The 23098-nt window shown below is 65.8% G+C and carries 20 protein-coding genes; 8 read left to right on the forward strand and 12 right to left on the reverse strand.

From position 1 onward, the window contains the following. Positions 1–251: 251 nt before the first annotated feature. Genes madM through C8K14_RS00095 form a run of 3 tightly spaced genes read right to left on the reverse strand, consistent with a single transcriptional unit; the run spans position 252 to position 2104 of the window. The gene (gene madM / locus C8K14_RS00085) at positions 252–1013 is read right to left on the reverse strand and encodes a malonate transporter subunit MadM (RefSeq protein WP_107715214.1); all 762 of its coding nucleotides are present in this window, start codon (positions 1011–1013) and stop codon (positions 252–254) included. Further along, positions 1006–1371, reverse strand: coding sequence for a malonate transporter subunit MadL (gene madL / locus C8K14_RS00090; protein WP_022674638.1), 366 nt, complete (start codon positions 1369–1371; stop codon positions 1006–1008). The genes madM and madL overlap by 8 nt, the downstream gene beginning before the upstream one ends. Positions 1372–1423: 52 nt before the next feature. Next, the gene (locus tag C8K14_RS00095; protein WP_022674637.1) at positions 1424–2104 is read right to left on the reverse strand and encodes a GntR family transcriptional regulator; all 681 of its coding nucleotides are present in this window, start codon (positions 2102–2104) and stop codon (positions 1424–1426) included. Positions 2105–2260: 156 nt separating this feature from the next. Between C8K14_RS00095 and C8K14_RS00100 the strand changes: the two genes are divergently transcribed. Beyond that, positions 2261–3787 (forward strand): malonyl-CoA synthase, encoded by a 1527-nt coding sequence (locus tag C8K14_RS00100; RefSeq protein ID WP_107715444.1) that lies wholly within the window; start codon positions 2261–2263, stop codon positions 3785–3787. A gap of 3 nt (positions 3788–3790) precedes the next feature. After that, the gene (locus tag C8K14_RS00105) at positions 3791–5332 is read left to right on the forward strand and encodes a carboxylesterase/lipase family protein (RefSeq protein WP_107715215.1); all 1542 of its coding nucleotides are present in this window, start codon (positions 3791–3793) and stop codon (positions 5330–5332) included. Between the two features lie 53 nt (positions 5333–5385). Here the strand turns inward: C8K14_RS00105 and C8K14_RS00110 are convergent, their stop codons facing one another. The 4 genes from C8K14_RS00110 to C8K14_RS00125 all read right to left on the reverse strand — a co-directional run bounded on the left by C8K14_RS00110 (position 5386) and on the right by C8K14_RS00125 (position 11109). Continuing rightward, entirely contained in the window at positions 5386–7770 is a 2385-nt protein-coding gene (locus tag C8K14_RS00110) for a TonB-dependent receptor (RefSeq protein ID WP_107715216.1), read from the reverse strand. 250 nt (positions 7771–8020) lie between these two features. Then, positions 8021–9382 (reverse strand): malonyl-CoA decarboxylase, encoded by a 1362-nt coding sequence (locus C8K14_RS00115; protein ID WP_107715217.1) that lies wholly within the window; start codon positions 9380–9382, stop codon positions 8021–8023. Between the two features lie 107 nt (positions 9383–9489). Further along, positions 9490–10680 (reverse strand): beta-ketothiolase BktB, encoded by a 1191-nt coding sequence (gene bktB / locus C8K14_RS00120; protein WP_107715218.1) that lies wholly within the window; start codon positions 10678–10680, stop codon positions 9490–9492. 21 nt (positions 10681–10701) lie between these two features. Next, a complete protein-coding gene (locus C8K14_RS00125) occupies positions 10702–11109 on the reverse strand; it encodes a nuclear transport factor 2 family protein (protein WP_107715219.1) in 408 nt (135 codons plus the stop codon). A gap of 143 nt (positions 11110–11252) precedes the next feature. Between C8K14_RS00125 and C8K14_RS00130 the strand changes: the two genes are divergently transcribed. After that, on the forward strand, positions 11253–12308 hold the full coding sequence (locus C8K14_RS00130; protein WP_107715220.1) for an NADP-dependent oxidoreductase: 1056 nt from the start codon (positions 11253–11255) through the stop codon (positions 12306–12308). 31 nt (positions 12309–12339) lie between these two features. Then, positions 12340–12693: a Rieske (2Fe-2S) protein gene (locus C8K14_RS00135; RefSeq protein WP_107715221.1), complete on the forward strand. Its 354-nt coding sequence runs from the start codon at positions 12340–12342 to the stop codon at positions 12691–12693. 38 nt (positions 12694–12731) lie between these two features. Here C8K14_RS00135 and C8K14_RS00140 read toward each other — a convergent pair whose 3' ends face one another. Then, positions 12732–13727, reverse strand: a complete 996-nt coding sequence (locus C8K14_RS00140; protein WP_107715222.1) for an alpha/beta hydrolase — start codon at positions 13725–13727, stop codon at positions 12732–12734. Positions 13728–13743: 16 nt separating this feature from the next. Then, positions 13744–15213, reverse strand: coding sequence for a GH1 family beta-glucosidase (locus tag C8K14_RS00145; protein WP_107715223.1), 1470 nt, complete (start codon positions 15211–15213; stop codon positions 13744–13746). Between the two features lie 295 nt (positions 15214–15508). Between C8K14_RS00145 and C8K14_RS00150 the strand changes: the two genes are divergently transcribed. Continuing rightward, positions 15509–15937, forward strand: a complete 429-nt coding sequence (locus C8K14_RS00150) for a nuclear transport factor 2 family protein (protein WP_107715224.1) — start codon at positions 15509–15511, stop codon at positions 15935–15937. After that, complete coding sequence (locus tag C8K14_RS00155) at positions 15937–16737, forward strand: ThuA domain-containing protein (protein ID WP_369974020.1); 801 nt, start codon at positions 15937–15939, stop codon at positions 16735–16737. Before C8K14_RS00150 ends, C8K14_RS00155 begins: the two co-directional genes overlap by 1 nt. Positions 16738–16816: 79 nt before the next feature. Here the strand turns inward: C8K14_RS00155 and C8K14_RS00160 are convergent, their stop codons facing one another. After that, a complete protein-coding gene (locus tag C8K14_RS00160; protein ID WP_107715226.1) occupies positions 16817–17596 on the reverse strand; it encodes an SDR family NAD(P)-dependent oxidoreductase in 780 nt (259 codons plus the stop codon). A 67-nt stretch (positions 17597–17663) separates the two neighbouring features. Then, entirely contained in the window at positions 17664–19937 is a 2274-nt protein-coding gene (locus tag C8K14_RS00165) for a TonB-dependent receptor (protein ID WP_233250819.1), read from the reverse strand. A gap of 217 nt (positions 19938–20154) precedes the next feature. Here C8K14_RS00165 and C8K14_RS00170 point away from each other — a divergent pair, with 217 nt between their 5' ends. Beyond that, positions 20155–21186 (forward strand): NADP-dependent oxidoreductase, encoded by a 1032-nt coding sequence (locus tag C8K14_RS00170; RefSeq protein WP_107715445.1) that lies wholly within the window; start codon positions 20155–20157, stop codon positions 21184–21186. Between the two features lie 148 nt (positions 21187–21334). On the opposite strand, the gene C8K14_RS00175 is transcribed toward C8K14_RS00170, so the two are convergent. Then, positions 21335–22096 (reverse strand): SDR family NAD(P)-dependent oxidoreductase, encoded by a 762-nt coding sequence (locus C8K14_RS00175; RefSeq protein ID WP_107715228.1) that lies wholly within the window; start codon positions 22094–22096, stop codon positions 21335–21337. Positions 22097–22246: 150 nt separating this feature from the next. Between C8K14_RS00175 and C8K14_RS00180 the strand changes: the two genes are divergently transcribed. Continuing rightward, positions 22247–23044, forward strand: a complete 798-nt coding sequence (locus C8K14_RS00180; protein WP_107715229.1) for an SDR family oxidoreductase — start codon at positions 22247–22249, stop codon at positions 23042–23044. Positions 23045–23098 lie beyond the last annotated feature (54 nt).

Raw genomic sequence — 23098 nt, forward strand, 5'->3', positions numbered from 1 at the left:
ACACCCTCAACCCGGTTCACCGCGCAAGCTCTGTATGCTGATTCGTGCCTCGCTGCACGATTGGGCATACCGAATACGGCTATTTCGTAATTTTGTATTTCACGCTGACGGCGTTGTCAAACCCTGATCGGCATAGTGTATGCCAGTTTTGGGCGATGTGGCATTTATGTGCACACAGTGCGCGCGCCATGCCCTGCCCGGCGCGTCAAACGCCTGGCGGGCGACCCAGCCATGCCGCGCTGTATACGCAGTTAGGCCAGTGCGCGAACGATCAGGAAAAAGATCGAGGGGCACACCAGGCAGCCGATGCCGGTGTGGAACGTGGCGGTCAGCGCGCCATAGGGCACCAGCCGCGCATCGGTGGCGGCCAGGCCACCCGCCACGCCACTGACCGTGCCCATCAGCCCGCCAAAGGCCATGGCACTGCGCGGGTTGTCGAGCCCGATCAGGCGCGCGACCATCGGCGTGAACGTCATCACCAACACGGCCTTGAGCACGCCGGTGGCGATCGACAGGGCGATCACCGGAGACGAAGCGCCCAGCGCCGCGCCGGTCACCGGGCCGACGATATAGGTAACCGTACCCGCGCCCAGCGTGGTGAGCGACACGGCATCGCGATAGCCAAAGCTCCAGGCCACGCCTACGCCCACGGCAAAGGGCACGATCGTGCCCAGCGCCAACGCGATCACGCCCATCAAGCCGGCCTTGCGCGCCTCGATCACGTCAACCTCGAACGCGGTGGCAACGATGGCAAAATCGCGCAGCATCGCGCCGCCCATCAGCGCCAGCCCAGCCAGGCCCGGCACATCGGCCAGGCCCTTCTTGCCGCCGGTCAAGACCCCGCCCCACCAGGCCAGAGCCAGCGCGGCCAGGATGGCGATGGCACTGGCGTGGATGCGCCCGCCGGTGAGATGGCGCGACACCGCCACGCTGGCCAGCATCAGCCCGCCGACCACGGCAAAGGCCAAGACCAAGCCCTGATCGGCCAGGATCTTTTGCACGATATCACCCATGGCGGCCGCCCATCACCCGGCCCAGCACGGCCACCAGGGCAAAGCACAGCGTGACCGCGCTGATCCCGGCGATCACCACCATCGGCCCGCCTTCCAGCGCCGCCAGCACATTCTGCTGCGCGGCCATGGCCACCACGATGGGGATATACATCAGGCCCCAGAATTCCACGCCCAGGCGCAGGCCCGGCGTCAACTTGCCACGGCGCGCCAGCCAGGCCTTGGCCGCGATCAGCAGCAACATGGCCAGCCCCACCCCGCCGACATTGGCCTTCACATGCAGGACATGGCCCAGCAATTCCCCCAGCGCCGCCCCCAGGAGCGTGCACAGCGCCAGAAGCGCCGTTCCATAAATTGCCATCGCCTTGCCCTCTCCCGATTACCGTTTTTGAAAAACAGCGGCTTGTGTGTCGTCAGCCCCCGCCCAGTTCCTCGCGCTTGGCGGTAAAGCGCTCCAGCGCGATCGAAGCGTTGAACATGTGCGCGCGCATGCAGCGCGCGGCTTCCTCGCCATCGCCGCGCATGATCGCGGCCACCACATCGCCATGCTCTGCGCGCGAGCGCACCGGGCGGCCGGTTTCGCGCAGCTGGGTACGGCGGAACGCGGCCATGCGATCGCGTAGGGCCATGGCCTGTTCGGCGATGAAGGCATTGTGCGTGCCTTCATAGATCACCTGGTGGAACGACCAGTTCAGGCGGTCGTAGGCATCGAGATCGCCCGCCTCCACCATCGCCAGCGAATCCTCGTGCAGCTGGGCCAGGCGGCTGCGCTCCATCGGGTTCATGCGATAGGCCGCCAGGCGCACGCACATGGCCTCGATCTCGGCGCTCATCTCGAACATGTCGATGATGCGCTGCGTGGTAAAGCCCGAGACCACCGCGCCGCGCCGGGGCCGCATTTCCACCAGGCCCACGGCCGACAGCTGGCGGATCGCCTCGCGCACCGGTGTGCGCGACGCGCCAAAGCGATCGCCGATCTGCTGTTCATCCAGCGTGGCGCCGGGCACCAGGCTGCCAGCGGTGATCTCGTCAGCCAGGGCAATGCGGATCCGCTCGGAAAGGAGCAGGCCGGGCGCTTCCTCGACGGGGTTCATTGGATTATCCTGCATGCGCAAATTTTCTCCACAACACATCTTGCATACACTAGAAGCCTATTCAACCATCATGTATGTGCCACACAGCACACCGAGCCCCCGCCGGGATATGAACCGGCCGCGGCGCCGATATCGCGGACACACAAAGGGATGAGCATGGAGCAGGACCTTTTCACCACTTTCCAGGCCCGTGCGCTGGATGCCCCCGATACGCCATTCCTGATCCTGCCCGATCTTTCGACGATCACCTATGGCGCCGCACTGGCGCGTTGTGGACAGATGGCGGGCCTGTTCCGCGCCGCCGGGGTGCAGCCGGGTGACCGGCTGGCCGTGCAGGTGGAAAAGAGCCCCACGGCCCTGCTCACCTATCTGGCCGCGCAGGCGATCGGCGCGGTCTATCTGCCGCTCAACACCGCCTATACCGCCGCAGAAGTGCGCTATTTCCTGGCCGATGCGCGCCCGGCGCTGTTCATCCACCGCCCGCAGGACGATGCCGCGATGGCCGCGCTGTGCGCCGACATCGGCGTGCCCGCGCGGCTGACCTTGGGCGCCGATGAGCAAGGCACGCTGGCTGCTGGCCTCAATGATTACGCGCCCGATCTGGCCCCATATGCCGCCAGCCCAGGCGATCTTGCCGCGATCCTCTACACCTCGGGCACCACCGGGCGTTCGAAAGGGGCGATGCTCACGCGCGCCAACCTTGCCTCCAATGCCTTCACGCTCAAGGATTACTGGCGCTTTGGCGCAGGCGACGTGCTGCTGCATGCCCTGCCGATCTTCCACACCCACGGCCTGTTCGTGGCCACCAACATCACGATCGCGGCGGGCAGCGCGATGATCCTGTGCCCCCGGTTCGACGTGGCCGAACTGATCCGCCTGATGCCGCGCGCCAGCGTGCTGATGGGGGTGCCCACGTTCTATTCGCGCCTGCTGGCAGAGCCGGCGTTCACCCACGATCTGGTGGCGCACATGCGCCTGTTCGTGTCCGGCTCGGCGCCGCTATCGGCCGAAACGCACAAGGAATTTTCTGCGCGCACCGGCCATGCCATCCTCGAACGCTATGGCATGACCGAAACCAATATGAACACGTCCAACCCCTATGACGGGCCGCGCATTCCCGGCAGTGTCGGCCTGCCGCTGCCCGGCGTGGAACTGCGCATCACCGATCCTGAAACCGGCGCTGTCCTGCCCCAGGGCGCGGTCGGCGGGATCGAGGTGCGCGGCCCCAACGTGTTCAAGGGCTATTGGCAGATGCCCGAAAAGACCGCCGAGGAACTGCGCCCCGATGGCTTCTTCATCACCGGCGACATGGGCGTGATCGATCCGGCTGGCTATGTTGCGATCGTCGGCCGGGCCAAGGATCTGATCATCTGCGGCGGGTTCAACGTCTATCCGGCCGAAGTGGAGGCGCTGATCGATGCCATCCCCGGCATCGCCGAAAGCGCGGTGATCGGCGTGCCCCACCCCGACATGGGCGAAGGCGTGGTGGCGGTGGTCCAGGCGCGCGATGCCGCGCTCGACGAAGCCGCCGTGCTGGGCGCCTTGCAGGGGCAGCTGGCCCGCTTCAAGCAGCCGCGCCGCGTGGTGTTCGTGCCCGAACTGCCGCGCAACACCATGGGCAAGATCCAGAAAAAGGCCCTGCGCGAAACCTATGCCACCCTCTTTGCCGCCAAGGTGAACTGAACCATGCGCGCCACCACGATCGATCGCCGCCAGGCGCTGGGCCTGATCGGCGCGGGTGCGCTGCTCGCGCCGCCCTTTGCGCCCGCCCTCGCCCGCGCTCCCCTGGCCCACGATGGGCTGACCATCGCCACCGGCAATGGCCTGGTGCGCGGAAAGCTGGCCGGCGGCGTGCGGGTGTTCACCGGCATTCCCTATGGCCAGGCCGCCCGCTTTGCCGCGCCGCGCCCGGCGCCGCGCTGGGCCGGGGTGCGCGATGCCACCGCGCCCGCGCCGGTCTGCCCGCAAAAGCCGGGCATGACGCCGTTTGCCGGCGCGATGACCGAGGATTGTCTGGCGCTCAACATTTGGGCGCCGGCCACGCCCGGGCGCCATCCCGTGCTGGTCTATATCCACGGCGGCGGCAACGAAGGCGGCTGGAGCGGCGAGGCGTTGACAGCAGGTGATCGCTTTGCCGCCGATGGCGTCGTGGCGGTGACGGTCAACTATCGCGTTGGTGCGCTTGGTTTCCTGGAAACCGGGGAAGCCCTGGGCCATGCCTATGCCGGCAGCGGCAACAACGGCATGCGCGATCTGGTGCTGGCGCTGCGCTGGATCAGAGCCAATATCGCCGCGTTCGGCGGCGATCCGGCGCGCGTGACGATCGCGGGCGAATCCGCCGGTGGCAAGAACGTCGGCACGCTGATGGGCATGCCCATGGCCGATGGCCTCTATGCCCGCGCCGCGATCTTCAGCGGCGGCGGCCAGACCCTGCACACCTTGGCCGAAGCGCAGGAATTTGCCCGCCTGTTCGTGGCCAAGCTCGGCGGCGCGGATCGCCTGCTGACCGCCACGACCGACCAGTTGCTAGCCGCGCAGGCCGCGGCGCGATCGGCTTGGCCGCGGAATTTCCCGTTCCGCCCGGTGGTCGATGGCCAAGCGCTGCCGCTGGTGCCGCTCGCGCGTCTGCGCGCCGGCAAGGCGCCGCGCGTGCCGCTCCTGATCGGCAGCAATGCCGATGAAAGCCGCCTGTTCCTCAACGCCGAACAGGCCGCCGGCCCGATCCAGCCCCAGGCGCTGTCCAATGCCACGGTCGCAGAGATGGTGGCGCGCGACGCCGCCTATGCCCAGGCTTTTCCCGATCTTTCCACGGCAGAGCGCCACTGGCGCCTGATCACGGCCGAGGAATACGGCATGCCGTGCCTGCGCCTGGCGCTGGCCCATGCCCAGAGCGGCGCGCCAGTGTGGCGCTATCGCCTGGCGTTTCCGGCGCCGGGTGGACCGTTCAAGGGCCACAGCCCCCACGTGCTCGATCTGCCGTTCACGTTCGATCACCTGACATCGCCGGGCATGGCGCAGTTCTTTGGCCTTTCGGCCGCCGAGCAGCCGCTCGCCGATGGCATGCACGGGGCGATGGTGCGCTTTGTGCAGGGACAGGCACCGGCCGGTCCAGGGCTTCCCGCCTGGCACGGCTATGACGCCAGGGCACACGCCACCATGGTGCTGGACCAGGTGCCGGCCCTGGTGAGCGATCCCGATGGCGTGGAACGGAAAATCTGGGGGGAATAATACCAACCTGCAGCGCCGCGATGGCGCTGCAGGGGCCTTTACCGGATAATGGCTTAAAAGTTCATGGCAAGGTTGAGGCCGAACGATCGCACCGAATCCAGCCCGAACTGCTGGGTGTAGGACAGCTTCGGCGTCGCCTGGCCGCGCGCGTTGCGGGCGTTGGAATCACCCGAATCGACGCCGATCGAGGTCGGGTTGATCGCGTTCGTGCAGTTCTTGCAGAACACCGAGATTTCCACGCGGTTGGACAGCTTCGCACCGATGCTGGCACCGAACACGTCGATCGGGCCGACCGTGGCGCCGGGCGCCTGGTTGACGGTGTAGTTGATCGACGAGCGGTGATACCAGTTGCCCTGGATGAACGGCTTGACCGTTCCTTCCAGCGGCACTTCATAGCGCGCCAGCATGCTGGAGGTGAAGCGCGGCGCGGCCGGCAAGGTCAGGCCTGATGCATTGAAGGTGGATTGGGTGGCAGAGCACCCATAGGTCGTTTGCGTGGGATAGCATTGCGCCCCGGGAAAGCTGTCGAACTTGGAAGACAGCAGCGAGGCCGAACTCGTCAGCGTGAAGCCGGTGAACGGCGCCACGATGACCATGGCCTCGATCCCCTTCGAGGTGACGCTGGCGGCGTTCTGCACCTGGAAGGTCGCCAGGGTGGCGTCGAACGACTGCACCTGGAAATCGTCGAACTTGGTGTGGAACGCCGACAGGTTGACTGTCAGCTTGCGGTTGAAGAAGCTGGATTTCACACCGATTTCGGCCGTGCGCGAGGTTTCCGGGCGCACCACCACATTGGCGGTCGCGGTGGGGAACGTATCGTTGAAGCCCGGCCCCTTGTAGCCGCGACCATAGAAACCATAGACCATGATCGTGGGCGTCGCCTGGAACTGCGCCCCGGCCTTCCAGCTGAAATCGGTGTTGGCGTAGCTGGACGAGAATACGCCACGCGGGCCGCCCAGCGCCTGGAAATAGTTCAGCTGGTTCTGCGACAGGACCAGGTCGATCTTGTCGTGCGTGACGCGGCCACCGGCGATCAGTTGCAGCCCATCGACCACCTTGTAGGTCAACTGGCCGAAGCCGGCATAGCTTTGCGTGTTCTGCACATAGTTGCGATCGCTGCCCAGCTGCGCCACGTTGGACCGCGAACACGTCGGCGGGTTGGCGCCGGGAACGGCAACCGCACCCACGCAGAAGGGATAGCCGCGCACGGCAGCATCCGGCAGGTAGCTGTTGCCGGCCAGTTGGCGCGCCAGATCGAGCTTCGACTTGAACCAATAGAGACCGACCTGGCCGCTCAAGCGGTTCTCGGCCGGAAGCGCCACGCGCAATTCGTTGGAATATTGGTCATAGCGCGATTGCGAGGCATTGGTGTTCAAGCCGTTGCCAGGCAGGTAATCGCCGTCAACCGCCTGGTTCTGGGTATAGAACCGCCAGGCAAACAGATTGCTGATCTCGATGCCCGAAGCCATGCGATAAGACAGCTGGCCCTGCGCGCCGCCGGTCTTGATGTCGCGGAACTGGCTGGCTTCGCCCCCGAACAGGAAATTGCGGCTGCCCGGCGTGATCCCGACAGAGTTGAGCGACGGCAGGTTGACGCTGGCTACGTCGACCTGGCGATAAGTGTTGTCGAAGATCCCGGCGATGCCGTGGTTTTCGTTGTAATCGCCAATGGCATAGAACGAGAGCTGGTCGGTCAGCTCGGCCAGGTATTTGCCCTTGAAGGAAAAGCTGGTGGCATTGAGATCGTGCCGCGAGCCGGGCGCATAGGCGCCGACATGGGTGGTGGCCGGCTCCTGATAGGAATAAAGGCCGCTCAACCGCAGCGCCGAATTGGCGGTCACCGGGATGTTCAGCGTCTCGCGCGCGATAACGCCAAAGGCATTGCCCGATTCAGAGGGCTTGTCGCGGCTGAGCAGTTCGAGGTTGGCCGAGCTGGAATAGTCACCCAGCTTGGGCCGCGCGGTGACGATGTTGAGCAGGCCGGCCGAGGCATTCTTGCCGAACAGCAGGCCTTGCGGCCCGTTGAGCACTTCGACGCGCGCCAGATCGTTGAGCAGCGGGCTGTTGAGCACGGGGCGGCCCAGGTTCACGTCGTCGATGGCGATAGCCACGCTGCTGTCGATCGTACCGGCAAAGGCCAGCGTGCCGATGCCGCGCACGGCAAACGAATTGTCCACGCCCACCTGCAGCGAGGGCGCGGCGCGGGCAATCTGGGTCAGATCGTTGAGGTTCTGCGACGCCAGCGCATCCTTGGTCAGCGCCATAACGCTGACCGGCACGCGCTGCAGGCTTTCGCTGCGGCGCTGCGCGGTAACGATGATCTCGCCGTTCTGCACGGCATCGCCACCTGCGTCGGCAGCGCCCGCGGCCTGGGCCAGGGCAGCTGGTGCGGCCAGCATCGATGCCGACAGCAAAGCCGCGATGGTAAGTGTGCGCACAGGTTCCTCCCTCATTCATTTGGCCACACATTTTGGCCTTACCAATATCCTTGGCTTGGTTTTAGAAAGAACGGAAATCAATTCATTTTATCGTTATTCATCTGTTTCATGCATGCAAAGGCGTCAAAGTCGGCGTTGCCACGCCGCAGTCAAAGCCGAATATGTGGCGAGAATGCAGCATATGCCGCGCGCGATCGGGCAAGACGCCGTGTTGCGCCCACCATCTGGCTTAACAGAGCAGCAAAACAGGTCAGGCAGCTGGCAATACCAATTTGGCATGCGTGTGTCGCTCCAGCGCCAAGAGTGCGTGCATCGCGCCGCTGGCATTGACCACGCGGTGGCGGGCATAGGCGTTGTGGTTGGCCTCCACGCTGGCAAGATCGTAGAGGTAGTTGACCATCAGCCCCAGCGATTGCTTCATCCCGCGCGGGCTGGTGTCGGCCAGCCAGCACAGCCGCTCTACCCGCGCGCCATTGCCGACATGGAAACGCGCCACCGGATCGCGCAGCCGCCCGCGCCCATCGCGCTCGGCCAGCAGATAGCGCGCGCCCAGCCGCATCAGCGCGTGGCGGCGGGGATCATCCCCTGCCCAGCCGGCATCGGGCGCGCCTTGTGCCAGGGCCTGCCCGGCCGCCGCATCGCCCTTGGCCGCCGCATCCCGCAGCCAGCGGGCAAAGCCGGGGATCGGCGAAAGCGTCACATAGGTTTCCAGACCAGGAAATTCGGCGCCGAGATCCTCGACCACCTGCTTGATCAGGAACTGGCCAAAGCTGATCCCGGCCAGGCCCGCCTGGCAGTTGGATATCGAATAGAACACCGCCACGCGCGCCGCTTGCGGATCGAGCACGGCGCGGTCTTGCGCCAACAGCGCGCCAATCGAATCCGGCACTTGCGCGCACAGCGCCACCTCCACGAAGATCAGCGGCTCGTCGCCAAGCGCGGGATGAAAAAAGCCATAGCAGCGCCGATCAGCCGGCAGCAGGCGGGCGCGCAGATCGTCCCAGGTGGCGATGGAATGCACCGCCTCATAGCGGATGATCCGCTCCAGCAGATCGGCCGGGCTGCTCCAGTCGATGCGCCGCAGCACCAGGAATCCGCGGTTGAACCACGAGCGCAACAGATGCACGAGATCGTCTTCCAGCGGCGCCAGCATCGGGTCTTGCGGCAAGTGGCGCAGCAGATCGGCCCGCATCGCCACCAGCGCCGCCGTGCCGGCCGGCGCCTGGTTCAGCCGGCGCAAGACCTCCTGGCGCGGCGCCTCTGCCGCCCGGGTCACTGCCGACAGGCGCGCCGGGCCGGGATCGGCATCATGCGCATCGAGCGCCGCACGAATGGCCTGCGGATCGGGGGCAAAGCGCGTGGCGAGGGCGCGCAGGAACGCGTGGCGCCCGGCATCGTCGCACGCGGCATAATCGGCAAGGATGCCAGCCGCCAGATGCACGCCCGAAGACTGGCTGCGCTCTTCCAGCAGTGCCGCGGCACGATCGATGAGCGGCGCATCGGCTGGCACCGCAGCCACGTCCGGCGCACCCTTGGTGGCGGCCGGCCGGCGCCAGCGTTGAAACAGGCTTTCGAGAATGTCGCGGGCAAGGCGCGATCGGTCGAGCGGCATGGCGCGTGATTCTCCCAAGGCCGATATCCGGCCCTGAGATATACACTACCGCATTTAATCGCACCACCGCATACGCAATAAGGCGTTTTCAATAATCTTGCATATGATCAGGCCGCTTCGATGACCATGGCGATACCCTGTCCGCCACCGATGCACATCGTGACCAGCGCACGCCGGCCGCCCGTGCGGCGCAATTCGTGCGCAGCCTTGACCACCAGGATCGCGCCGGTTGCCCCCACCGGATGGCCCAGGGCAATACCGCTGCCGTTGGGATTGACGCGCTCGCTATCGAACCCGAGCGTGCGCGAGACCGCCAGCGCCTGCGCGGCAAAGGCCTCATTCGCCTCGATCACGTCGATATCGGCCAGGGTCAGCCCGGCGCGGGCCAGGGCAATCGGCACGGCCTTGACCGGGCCCATGCCCATATAGGCCGGCTCCACCCCGGCGTGGCCCCAGCTGACGATGCGCGCGATCGGCGCCAGGCTGCGCTGCTCCGCCACGCTACGCCGCGCCAGGACCATGGCCGCCGCGCCGTCGTTGATGCCGCTGGCATTGGCCGCGGTGACGGTACCATCCTTGCGGAATGCCGGCTTCATGCCAGCCAGCGCCTCGGCCGTGGTTCCGGCGCGCGGGTGCTCGTCGGTATCGAACACCGTGGTGCCCTTGCGCGTGACCAGCTCGATCGGCAGAATCTGCTCGGCAAAGCGCCCTTCGGCAATCGCGCGCAGGGCGCGGGCATGGCCTTGCGCTGCCAGCGCATCCTGATCGGCGCGCGAAATATCGTGGCGCGCGGCAATATTTTCCGCCGTGATCCCCATGTGGCAGCCATCGAGCGGATCGGACAGCGTTTCCACCAGCGCATCGATCAGCGTGGCATCGCCCATCTTGCGGCCCCAACGCTGGCCGTGATCGTGATAGGGCGTGTTCGACATGCTTTCCGCGCCACCCGCCAGGGTGATGTCCGCCTCGCCCAGTTGCATCATCTGCGCGGCCGAGATCACGGCCTGCAGCCCCGATCCGCACAGGCGGTTGACCGTCAAGGCCGGCACCTCCACCGGCACCCCGGCCTTGAGCGCAGCAGCGCGCGCCAGATAAGCGTCCCTGCCGCTCGACGGGATCACCTGCCCCATCACCACGTGCTCCATGTGCTGCGGCGTCAGCCCGGCGCGGCGCACAGCCTCGGCCATCACGCGCGCGCCCAGCTCGGCCGCGGCAAAGCTTTTCAGCGCGCCGCCGAAATCCCCGATAGCGGTGCGCACCGGGCCAAGGATCATGATGTCGTCGGGCTTGTTGGTCATGGTCGTGATGGTCCTTGGAGGTCAGGCCAGCGCGGCGCGCTTGGCAGCAGTGGCGGCCAGCACTGGCGCCGGATCGAAGTAATAGGGAATGATCGCGCAGGCCTTGCCATCGCGAAAACGGAACAGCTCGCACAGCTCGGCCGGCGCCAGGGCGGGATCGGCAAAGCGCAGCGACAGGATCGTCACCGCGTGATTGGCGCCGGCGGTGGTTTCCACCCGGTCCATCGCCACCACATCCATCAATCCCATCACTTTGGTGAACAGGTCCTGCAGGCCCTGCACCCCGCGATAGGTGCCAGCCATGGGCAGGCCATCGGCCTCCACCACCACGAAATCGTCGGTCAGCCGCGCGGCCACGGCATCCCATTGCCCGGTGGCAGTCAGGTCATACAGTTCATCGACAAAGGCGATCATTTCGGCTGGCGTCATGGCCGGCGTTCCTCTTCCCGCTGGGTATTGCGCCATCATCGCCCCGCCCCAGCGCCACGCCACCTAGCGAAAAAGCTAGAGCGCCACGGCGGGCCAAGCGCCTATCAGGCATGGATAGACAAGAACACAACGCTGGAAGACGGATGCCCGATCAGACGCCCCCTGCTGCGCCCACCGCTGCTGCCCTGCCCGCCACCGTGCGCCACATCGTCTTGCGCCGCCGGCCGGTGGGCGTGCCCACGCCCGATTGCTTTGCCCTGGTGGAAACCCCCATGCCGGTGCTGGACGATGGCCAGATGCTGGTGCGCATGCGCGTCGGCTCGGTCGATCCGGCGATCCGCGGCTTCCTCGATGATCGTCCATCCTACCTGCCGCCGGTGGCGATCGATGCGCCGGTCACCGGTATGTCGCTGGGCGAGGTTGTCGCCAGCCGCCATCTCGATTGGCCGGTGGGCACGCTGGTGCGCGTGCTCGGCACCTGGTCGGAACACTATGTCATCACGCCCGATGCGCTGGGGCTGGAACGCGTTACACCGCAACCGGGCGTGCCGCTGCGTGCCTATATGGGCGCGCTGGGGCCAGTGGGGCTGACGGCCTGGGTGGGCCTTGTCGCGGTGGGCCAGGCGCGGCCGGGCGATACCGTGCTGGTCAGCGCCGCAGCCGGCGCCACCGGCAGCACGGTGGTGCAACTGGCGCGCGCGATGGGCTGCCGCGTAGTGGGCCTGGCTGGCGGGGCAGACAAGGCCGCGCTGGTGGGGCGCCTGGGCGCAGACGCAGCGATCGACCACCGCGTGGCGCCAGATGCGCTGGCCGCCGCGCTCGATGCCGCCGCGCCGCAGGGCATCGATGTCTATTTCGACAATGTCGGCGGCCCGCTGCTCGATCTGGTCCTGCCGCGCATGCGCGAAGGCGGGCGCATCGCGCTGTGCGGCATGATCGCGCAATACAATGATGCCGATCATCCCCACGGCGTGACGCAGCTATGGCAACTGGTGGTCAAGCGGCTGACCTTGCGCGGTTTCCTGACCTATGACCACGCCGATCGCCTGGCCGAGGCGCAGGCCATGCTCGATGATCTGCACGGCCGGGGCGAACTGGTGCCGCTCGAAAACGTCCACCACGGCTTCGAAAGCCTGCCGGACGCATTCATCGCCTTGATGCAGGGGCAAACCACCGGCAAGACGCTGGTGGAAATCTGACCAACCGACCACCGACAAGGAGCAACGCGCCGTGGAAGAGCAAGTCTGGCACCCGATCGGCAGCGCAGACCATATTGCCGAAGGCCAAGCCAGCGTGCACGCAGTCGGCGGCTGGCAGGTGCTGCTGACGCGCCATGAAGACACGATCGTGGCGGTCAACGACCGCTGCACCCATGCCGCCGCGCGCCTTTCCACCGGCCGCATCCGCCGCGGCGCGCTGATGTGCCCGCTCCACGGCGCGCGCTTCGACCTGGCTGACGGCCACTGCATCGGCGGCGCCTATCCATCCCTGCGCCGCTTCCCGGTGCGCGAAAGCGATGGCGTGGTGGAAGTCGCCGTGCCCGCCACCCCGCCCGGCATGGATGAAATGCCGGTCGATCATTGAGGGCTTCGGCTGGTCGCCGAAACCCTAAGCCCTCGCGATCAGCCCTTGAACACCCCGTGCCGCCGGCCAAAGGCGTGGAACAGATCGGGCCAGCCATGGGCCGGCACGGTTTGCGGCAGGCGCGCGCCAAAGCCGTGGCCGCCTTGGTCGAAGCCGTGGAATTCGCAGGGCCGCGCTTTGGCCAGCAGCGCCTGATACATCGCCAGGCTGTTCTGGATCGGCACCAGGCCATCGTCGGAGGCGGCGGTCAGGAACGTGGGCGGCGTGTCTGCGCCCACCCGCTGTTCCACCGAGCCTGCCCGCGCCGCCGCCGTCGTGGCGCCGGGGCCCAGCAGGTTGTCGCGCGAACCGGCGTGGACGAACGTCTCGCTCAAGGTGATCACCGGATAGATCAGCCCGGCGAGGTCAGGCCGCGCCGAAAGCGCGTCGGCCGCGTCGCGCGGGGCATAGGTCTTCTCGGCAAAGCGCGTCGCCAGGCTGCCGGCCAGGTGCCCGCCGGCCGAAAAGCCCAGCACTGCCACCCGCGCCGGATCGATGCCGAATTCGCCGGCGCGATGGCGCACCAGGCGGATGGCGCGCTGCATATCCTGCAAGGGCACCAGGCCACGATCGCCCCAGCCTTCGCCCGGCAGGCGGTAATAGAGGATAAAGCAGGTCACCCCGCGCTGGGTCAGCCAGTTGGCCTGCTCTTCCCCCTCGTTGTCGATCGACAGGAAGCCATAGCCGCCGCCCGGCACCAGGATCACGGCCGAGCCATCCTGATAGGCCGGCCGGCGCACCTCGATCGTGGGCGTGGCCACGCCATAGAGCCAGCGATCGTCGAACGCTGCGCTCTGGCTGCGCTGCTCGATCCGGCGCTTGGGCAAGGTAGCCGGCGCGCCCGGCGCGGCACCGGGCCACAGCGGAATTGAGGGGCCGCCATAGTGGATCGCCGTGGGACCGGCGCTCGCCTTGGGGCTGGCGGCGGCGAGGGCGCCGAGCGTGGCGAGGCCACCCAGCAGGGCGCGGCGCGAGGGCGCGATCGTGGTCGTCATCGGTCGGTCCTTTCGCTCAGACCAGACGATTGGTGCGGATGACTTCGCGATACCAGTCCGCGCTCATCTTGGGGGTGCGCTTCTGCGTGGCAAAATCGACGTGGTGGATGCCGAACAGCTTGGTATAGCCATCCTCCCATTCGAAATTGTCCATCAGGCTCCACAGGAAATAGCCCTTCACCGGCAGCCCCTCGCGCGTGGCGCGCTGCAGGTGGGTGAGGTAGTTGCGCAGGTACATCACGCGATCGGCGTCATAGACCTTGCCATCGGCCGCCACGGCATCATCGGCCGAACAGCCGTTTTCGGAAATGTACAGCGCCTTGGGCTTCCACAGCTCGTTGATGGTGCGCAGCCCCCAATACATCACCTCGGGCGTGACATAGAGCCAGGGCGAGGCCATGCGCGGCGACTGCGGCAGGTGCGGCAGGATCTCATAGCCGCCAGGCTTGCTGGCATCGGCGCGCACGGTGTTGCCGGTGTAGATGTTGACCGAGACGAAATCGAGCGGGCTGCCGATCGCGGCCATGTCGCCGGCCTGCACCTTGGGCGCGTCCTTGCCCTGCGCGGCCAGGTAGCTGTCGATATAGCGGCCTTCCATGATGGCGGTGAGGAACATGGCGTTTTCCTCGCGCACCGCGCGCTTGACCGCGTCGATATGCTCGGGCGTTTCCAGCGCAGGCACAAAGATCGTCGCGTTGTCCGCCAGGCCCACCTGCGTGCCGGGGCGGGCATGGGCGCGGATCGCCTGCACGCCCAGGCCATGGGCCAGCACGCCATGGTGGCGCACCTGGTTAACCTCGCCCATCGGCAGCTTGAGGCCGGGCGCCTTGCCCCCGGTCATATAGCTCAGGTCGGTAAAGCAGCGCAGTTCGTTGACCGTCATGACATGCTTGACGCGGTCGGTCAGCTTGCCGGCCATGAACCCGGCATAGTCGGCAAAGGCCAGCGCAGTATCGCGGTTCTGCCAGCCGCCGGGCAGCGCGGCGGGCAGATCCCAGTGAAACAGCGTGACATGCGGGGTGATGCCGGCGGCCAGCAGGCCATCGACCAGGCGGTTGTAGTAATCCAGCCCCTTGGCATTGGGCTTGCCCTTCCCTTCCGGGAAGATGCGCGACCATGCCACCGAAAAGCGATAGGCCTTGACGCCCAGTGCCTTGAGCAGGGCAATATCCTCGGGATAGCGGTGATAGCTGTCACACGCCACATCGCCGGTATCGCCGTGGGCAACCTTGCCCGGAGTGTGGGAAAAGATGTCCCAGTTGGTGGGCCCTCGGCCGTCTTCCTTCACCGCGCCTTCGATCTGATAGGCTGCGGTGGCGCAGCCCCAGGCAAAATCGGCCGGGAATGCCAGGTCATCGCCCGCGCCAGCCGCGGTGCCGGCCGCAGTTGCGGTTTGTGCCAGCACGGGGTGCGTCCCGCCGATCGATGCGCCCAGGGCGGCCACGCCCAACCCACGGCCCAGATCGCGACGACTGATTCTGCTCATGCTGTCCTCTTCCTTGATAGTGTTCTGGCTTGGTTGTGTTCTGGCGCGAAAGTGTGCGGATCACTGCACCAGATCAGGCCGCCAGGGCCAATGCCAGGGCTGCTGCCAATCGGGCTCGAACCCCCGTATTCTCGGCAATGGTTACGCTATCATTGCCCCTGCTGACAATGCCTGTGTTTGACAAAATCGATTGCCGCGCGCTCACCGGCCGTGCACCGCCTGTGCAATCGGCTAGGCGCCGTGGCCCTGCCCCACGGCTATGGTCGGGGCCAAAGCCATAACGGGAGAGACCCCCATGCCCTTTGCCGGCCCCGCCGAAGATCGCCTGGCCTTGCGCGAACTGCTTGAAACCTATGCCGATGCGGTGACGCGCTGCGATGCGCAGGCCTGGGGGGAAACCTGGGCCGAGGATGCGCAATGGTCGCTGCCCGATTATCCCGAAATCGGCACCACCTGTGGCCGCGCCGCGATCGTGGCGATGTGGGTGGAAGCGATGAAGCATTATCCCAGCATCATGTTCGAAGCCTGGCCCGGCAGCATCGTGGTCGATGGCGATCGCGCCACGCTGCGGTCCTACACCGCCGAGGTCTATGACTGGCCCGATGGCGTGCACCGCGATCGCGGGCAGTATGACGATGAATGCATCCGCATCGATGGCCGCTGGTATTTCAAGGCGCGCACGTTCCGCAACATCCACCGGCAGATCGCGCCCAAGGGGTTGTAATGCCTATCATTCGCCATCATGCCGGGCTGCGTGCGCTGGTGGCGGTGCGTGGCCATCCGTTTGATCGCACCGGCTTTGATGCCATGTTCCAGGCGATGGACGGCGTCAGCGCGACGATGGTGGACCAGCCCGCCGCCGCCCTGCTGATGAACCCCGACGGCATGGCCGAATTCGACGTGCTCGTGCTCTACGACATGCCCGGCCTCGATTTCGAAGCGGCCGAGCCGCCCGCCATGCTAGCACCCTCGCCGCAGTTGCAGGCCGGCTTTCGCGCGCTGCTGGAACAGGGCAAGGGCGTGGTGGCGCTGCACCATGCGCTGGCGGCCTGGCCCACCTGGGCCGACTATCATGAATGGCTGGGCGGTCAGTTCCTGTACCGGCCGGCCATGGTGCGCGGCCAACTTGCGCCCGACAGCGGCTATCGCCACGATGTGGCCTATACCGCCCAGACCCATGCTCATCCCGTTACCCACGGAATCCCCACGGAATTTCCTGTGGTGGACGAGCTTTACCTGGCGCAGGTCTTTGCCGATGAGGTGGTGCCGCTGCTCACCTGCGATGCGCCGTTCACGCGCGATCACTTCTGGTCGGCAGACCTTGCGGTGCGCGGCGCGATGTTTGCCAACCACGGCTGGGACCATCCGCTCGCGCCACCGCTGATCGGCTGGGCCAAGCAGGCGCTGGCCAGCCGGCTGGTCTATCTCCAGCCCGGCGATGGCCCCGGCGCATGGAACAGCGCGCCCTATCGCGCCTTGCTGGAAAACGCGATGCGCTGGGTGGCGCACCAAGACCTGCGTTAAGCCAATATACTACGTCACCCCGGACTTGGCCCGGGGGGACAGTGGTGAGAAAGAGCCTCAGCTGCTGCCCCGTATGCCCTCAGCGCGCGGTCATCCCGCCGTCCACCACGAACTCTGCGCCGGTGATATAGCGTGCCTCGTCCGACGCGAGGAACAGGTTCATGTTAGCGATATCTTCGGGCGCGCCCATATAGCCCATCGGCACCAGGCCCATCACCGCGTCATAGTTGGCGGCATTGTCTTCCAGCGCCACGCCCTGGATATTGGTGGCGATCATGCCCGGATGCACCGTGTTGCAGCGGATGCCGTCGGTGGCCCCTTCCAGTGCGACAACCTTGGAAAACAGCCGCACCCCGCCCTTGCTGGCGGCATAGGCGGCGCAGCCCGGCACGCCGATCAGCCCGGCCACCGACGAAATGTTGATGATCGATCCGCCGCGCGCGCGGCCATCGGCGCCCGGACGGCGCATCATCACGAACGCGCGCTGCGTGCCCTGGAACACGCTGTTGAGGTTCACGTCGTTCTGCCGCAGCCAATCGGCCGTGGTCACCTTGTCGAATTCGCCCAGCACGGCGATGCCGGCATTGTTGACGATAATGTCGAGCGCCCCATCGGCGGCATCGATCGCGGCGATCACCCGGTCCCAATCGGCTTCCGAGGTCACGTCATGCGCGAGCGCGGTGGCCACCCCGCCGGCATCGCAGATCGATTGCGCCACCTGTTCCGCGCCGGTCAGATCGCGATCAGTGACATAGACCCGCGCACCTTCCTGGGCAAAGCGGATGGCCGTGGCACTGCCCAGCCCGGGCACCGATGCCCCGCCGGTAACGAGGGCGATCTTGCCTTCCAAGCGCTTCATGCTGTTTCCTTTCTTGTGCGACCCTGGCGGGGGCCGGGACCAGGCGCGGCCCGATCCCGACCGGCCATCAGAACTTGAAACCGATCGTGCCGCCATAGGTGCGCGGTTCGAGCGCCATGCCGAATGACCACAGCCCCGCCACGGTAAAGGCATGGGTGGTGGTGCGGATATCGGCAAGGTTGCGCCCGAACACGCGCAGATAGGCATCAGTCTTGTTGATCTTGAAATTGAGCGTCAGGCTGGCATCGACCAGATCCTGGGTCACCGTACGCACGCGCGCATCGTTGCCGCTCACGATCTGGCCGGGCGTGCCGAGCGCCGTGGTGCCCGCCGCGCTCGATGCGATCGAGATCTGCTCGTCATAGGGGCTGATGTGCCGCCACGACAGCGAGCTGACCACGCTGCCGAAATCGGTGGGGACGGTATAGTCGCCGCTGATCGAGCCCGAGAACGTGGGCGCATAGATCAGGCGGTTGGCGGTATAATCGAACGGCGTGATCGTGGTACCGACCAGGCCGCCCACCACGAAGCGGCGGAAGTGCGACTGCATCAGCGCGGCCGAGGCCGTGATCTTGAAGTTGGAGCTGACGCGCAGCGAGCCGTCGAACTCGATCCCCTTGATCAGCGCGCCACCCGGCACGTTGCTGGTGATCGTCTGGTTGCCGGTGGAGCAGGCGCACGGGATCGTCGTGTTCTGCTGCATGTTCTTGTAATCAGAGATATAGCCGGCCAGGTTGATGTTCAGGCGGTGATCGAACAGATCGAGCTTGGCGCCCACTTCATAGGAATCCAGCGTTTCGGGCTGGAACGGCCGGGTGGCATAGTTCGCGTCGCCCGCGCGCGGGCTGAACCCGCCGGAACGATACCCGCGCGACCAGCTGGCATAGAACATCGCATCGGAATTGGGGCGATAGTCGATGCCGACCTTGGGTGTGAACTTGGAGAAGTTGGCCGAACCGGGCGGGAATGGCGCCCCCAGGAAGCCATTGGCCAGGTACTTGTAATCGTGCGACCAGCGCCCGCCGAACGACAGGCGTACCTTGTCGATGATCGCCCAGTTGAAATCGGCAAAGGCGGCATAGCTTTCCGACTTGGCGTTTTCGATCTGCGGCGCGGCGTCAAACGTGCACGGCGGGGTGTTGGGCGAAAAGCCGAACACGCGCGAGCACTGCTTGAAATCGTACTTGCTGTTGAAATAGAACCCGCCGATCACATAGTCCAAACCCTGGATCAGGTTGCCGGCGGCGCGCAGTTCCTGGCTCCACTGCGTGTAGTTCTGGATGCGATCGACGTAATAGAGATCGGTGGACGAACCGTCGAAATCCTGGGTCTGCCGCTCGGCGCTGTGGCGCCAGCCGGTGATCGAGGTCAACTTAACGCTGCCCAGGTTATAGTTCATTTCCAGCGTGGCATCGGGGGCGTGATAGGTGCTGAGCGCCGGCTGGCCGAACGTGGTATAGAGATCGGTGGTGGTGTTGCGGTTGCATTCTTGCGCCGGCTCGAACGCGCAGAACACTTCGCCGGTCTTGGCCAGGTTGCTCACCACCGGCACGAACGACTGGATCACGTTCTCGATAGTGAACTGCGCGGTAAAATCGGAATCGGCCGGCTTGAACAGGATCGTGCCGCCAAAGCTGTCACCCTTGGCCGCGCCGTCAGAACGGTTGTAGGTGGCGTTGTGATAGAAACCATCGCTCTGGTTGTGGAAGTACCACAGCTTGAGGCCCAGGGTTTCGCCATTGCCGAAATTGCCGATCGCCTTGCCCGACCAGGTATTCCAGCGGCCATAGGTGAACTCGGCCTTCATGCCGGCGGTCATGGTCGGCTTGCTGCGCGTGATATTGACCACGCCGCCGATGGTATTGGCGCCAAACAGCGTGCCCTGCGGCCCGCGCAGCACTTCGATCTGGGCAATATCGAACGCGTCCTGCAACTGGCCGGTATTGGTGCCGATGGTCACGCCATCGACGACCACGCCGACCGTTGGTGTCTGGCTCTTTTCGATATCGGCATAGGTCAGCCCGCGGATCGACAGGTTGGCTGCCTGGGCACCGGAATTCTGCTGGGTGATGAGCAAGCCGGGCGCCGCGCCCTGCAGATCGCCGATATTCACCGCGGCCTTGTTTTCCAGCATCGCGGCATTGACCGCGGTGATCGCCACTGGCGTGGTCTGCAGCGATTCCGCGCGGCGGCGGGCGGTCACGATGATGGCGTTGGTGTCTTGCGAGACGGCGCTATCGGCCTGCGGGGCAGCATCGGCCGCCGGCGCTTGCGGCGCAGGCGCCCCTTCGGCCAGGGCCAGCCCAGGGAACAGCGGCACGCTGACCCCGGCCAGAAGCACGCACGCAGCACGATTGGCAAAGCAGCCTTTCATCCTCTCACTCCCCCAGTATCTTTATCCCGCAGGGTTCTTGCCCCTTGATGATGGGAACCTATGCCGGGGAGGGCACGCACACCTACTGCAACAAATCATAGGTGCTTGCCCCGGGGTTTGGGCCAAGCTGCAAGCACATGATCGGGGCTGGCCAAGGCAGCCCCGCCGGATTGGGAGAGCAATGATGAACCCCCTGGAAAATCGCCGTTTCCTGTTGCAACGGCGCCCACACGGCACACCACAGCGCGATGACTTCCACCTGGAAACCGGCGCCGTGCCAGCTGCCCCGCAAGGCGGCATGGTAGTGCGCAACCATTTCATCTCGCTCGATCCGGCGCAGCGCGGATGGATGGACGATGCGCCCAGCTATATGCCGCCGATCGCGCTGGGCGATGCCGTGCGCGCCACCACGGTGGGTCGGGTGCACGAGTCGCGCAATCCCGATTTCGCGGTGGGCGACTGGGTGCTGGGCCTTAACGCGATCGAGGATTACTCGGTGGTCACCCCCGGCGGCTTTACCAGCAAGATCGACGTGTCGATCGTCGATAGCCCCTCGCGCTATCTCTCGGCCGTGGGCGCGGTGGGCCTGACTGCCTACTTCGGCCTGACCGATGCAGCGTCCCCGCGCGCTGGAGAAACCCTTCTGGTTACCGGTGCAGCTGGAGCAGTGGGATCGATGGTGGGCCAGATCGGCAAGATCCTGGGCCTTAGGGTCATCGGCATTGCCGGCGGCGCGGAAAAGTGCCGCCGCCTGGTGCAGGACTACGGCTTTGACATGGCAATCGACTACAAGGACGCGCACGGGGCCAAGCCGGTCGACGCCCTCTCAGCCGAAATCGCCGCTGCCGCGCCTCAGGGGGTGGATATTCTGTTCGAAAACGTCGGCGGCGATGTGATGGATGCGGTGCTGATGAACCTGGCGCTGCACGCCCGCGTGGTGCTGTGCGGGTTGATCAGCGAATACAACGCCCCGGAAAAGATCGGCATTCGCAACCTGTGGCAGGTGATCGTGAAACAGGCGACGATCAAGGGCTTCCTGATTGCCGGCTATGTCCCCCGCTTTGCCGAAGGCGGCGCGGCCGTGGCGCAATGGATCGGCGAAGGGCGCCTGCGCGTGGACGAGGATATCCAGCACGGCCTGGAAAACGCCTATGACGCATTCATGCGCCTGTTCACTGGCGCCAATACCGGCAAGCTGGTGCTGGCGGTGGAGTGAGGGGCGTAAACTCTCTCCCCCTCCTCTTCAGAGGAGGGGGTCGGGGGGTGGTGGAAAGGTAGTGCAAGGCTTCGCACCACCCCCGACCCCTCCTCTGAAGAGGAGGGGAGAAATCGCTTCACCCCCCAAATGCACAATCCCCAAAACCTCAGAACTGCACGCGCTTGGTATAGCCGCCATCGATCACCACATTGGTTCCCGTGGTGAAAGACGATGCCGGGCTAGCCAGGAACACCACGGTGCGCGCCACTTCTTCGGGCCCGCCCCAGCGGCCCAGCACGAACTGCGCCTGCGTTGCGGCATAGAGTTCGGGCATGACGCCCTCGATCGCTTCCCAGTTGCCGCCGGGAAAACGGATCGGGCCCGGTGACACGCTGTTGACGCGAATGCCCTTGGCGCCCAGCGCCTGGCTCAACTGCCCGGCATGCACCAGCAGCGCGCCCTTGAGCGCGTTATAGCCCTGCGGCACGATGAAGGTTTCCACGCCGGCCGTGCTGGCCGTGACCACGATGCTGCCCTCGCCCGAGGCGGCCAGCGCCTCTTCCAGCACCTCCACCCCGATGACCAGGCCCATAATGTCGTAATCCAGGCTTTTCTGCCAATCGCCCGTCGCGCCCGCGCCGCTGGTGGAGATCATCGGCACGAAGATATCGCATCCGCCCAGCGCGTCGCGCGCCTGCGCCAGCCAAGCGCGATAGGCATCGTGGCCGCTTTCCATGTCGAATGCGCTGCCAAATACCTTGCCGCCATGCACGGCCAGCGCGGCGGCGGTTTCGGCCACCTGTTCGGCATTGCGCGAACAGAACGCGACATCGGCGCCTTCGGCGGCGAACAGCTCTACCGTGGCGCGTCCGATGCCCCGGCTGCCGCCGGTGAGGATCACCTTTTTCCCCTTGAGTCCCAGATCCATGTTCTCGTTCCTTTCGGACGCGCACGCCGCGCCATGATAGCAGGATCAGACTGGCGCATCGCCCTGGCCGCGCTCCACTGCCCTTTTGGAGAGGAATGGCCTGCGCGTGCCTGTGTTAGCAAGCGGGCAAACGTCATGCGGGAGAGAGCGATGGGCAGGTTGGACGGCAAGCGCGCCGTGGTTCTGGGCGCGAGCAGCGAAGGCAACATGGGCCAGCACATCGCGCGCCGTTTTCTGGACGAAGGCGCACAGGTTCTGGTCGCCGGGCGCAAGGAAAGCGTGCTCGCCGATTTTGCCAGTGCCCATGCGTGCCACTGGGCGGCGTGCGACATCACCAGCCCGGAAAGCCTTGCCGCGATGGCCGATGCGGCGGTTGGCGCGATGGGCGGGGTGGATATTGCCGTCAACGCCACCGGCTGGGGCCTGCTCAAGCCGTTCCTCGATACTACGCGCGATGAACTCGATACCATCACCGCGCTGCAATACATCGGCCCGTTCCAGTTCTACCAGGCGATGATCCGCAAGATGGCGCGCAGCATGGGCGGCACCGGCGGCAGCCTGATCCAGATCAGCAGCGCCACAGCCACGATCATGCTCAACGATCACGCCGCCTACATGGGCACCAAGGCCGGCACCGACCATGTGGTGCGCTGCGTGGCACACGAATTTGGCGAGGAAGGCATCCGTGCCAATTCGATCTCGCCGGGCCTCACCGAAACGCCGATGACCGCGCAGGCCAAGGCCGTGCCCGGCCTGTTCGACAGCTTCCTGGCGGGCTATCCGCTGGGCCGCATCGGCACGAGCGACGATATTGCCGCCGCCGCCGTGTTCCTGGCCAGCGACGAATGCTTCATGACCGGGGAAAACCTCCAGGTAAACGGCGGCCTTACCTTGCGGCGCAACCCCACCCGCGCGGAAATGGCCGCGGCCATGGCCAAGGGCGGCTGAAAAAGACCGCCCGCTGCCATCTGGTTTCGCTCGGTGTGCTGCGCTAGGCAGGCG

Source organism: Novosphingobium sp. GV079, assembly GCF_003058045.1.
GTDB lineage: Bacteria > Pseudomonadota > Alphaproteobacteria > Sphingomonadales > Sphingomonadaceae > Novosphingobium > Novosphingobium capsulatum.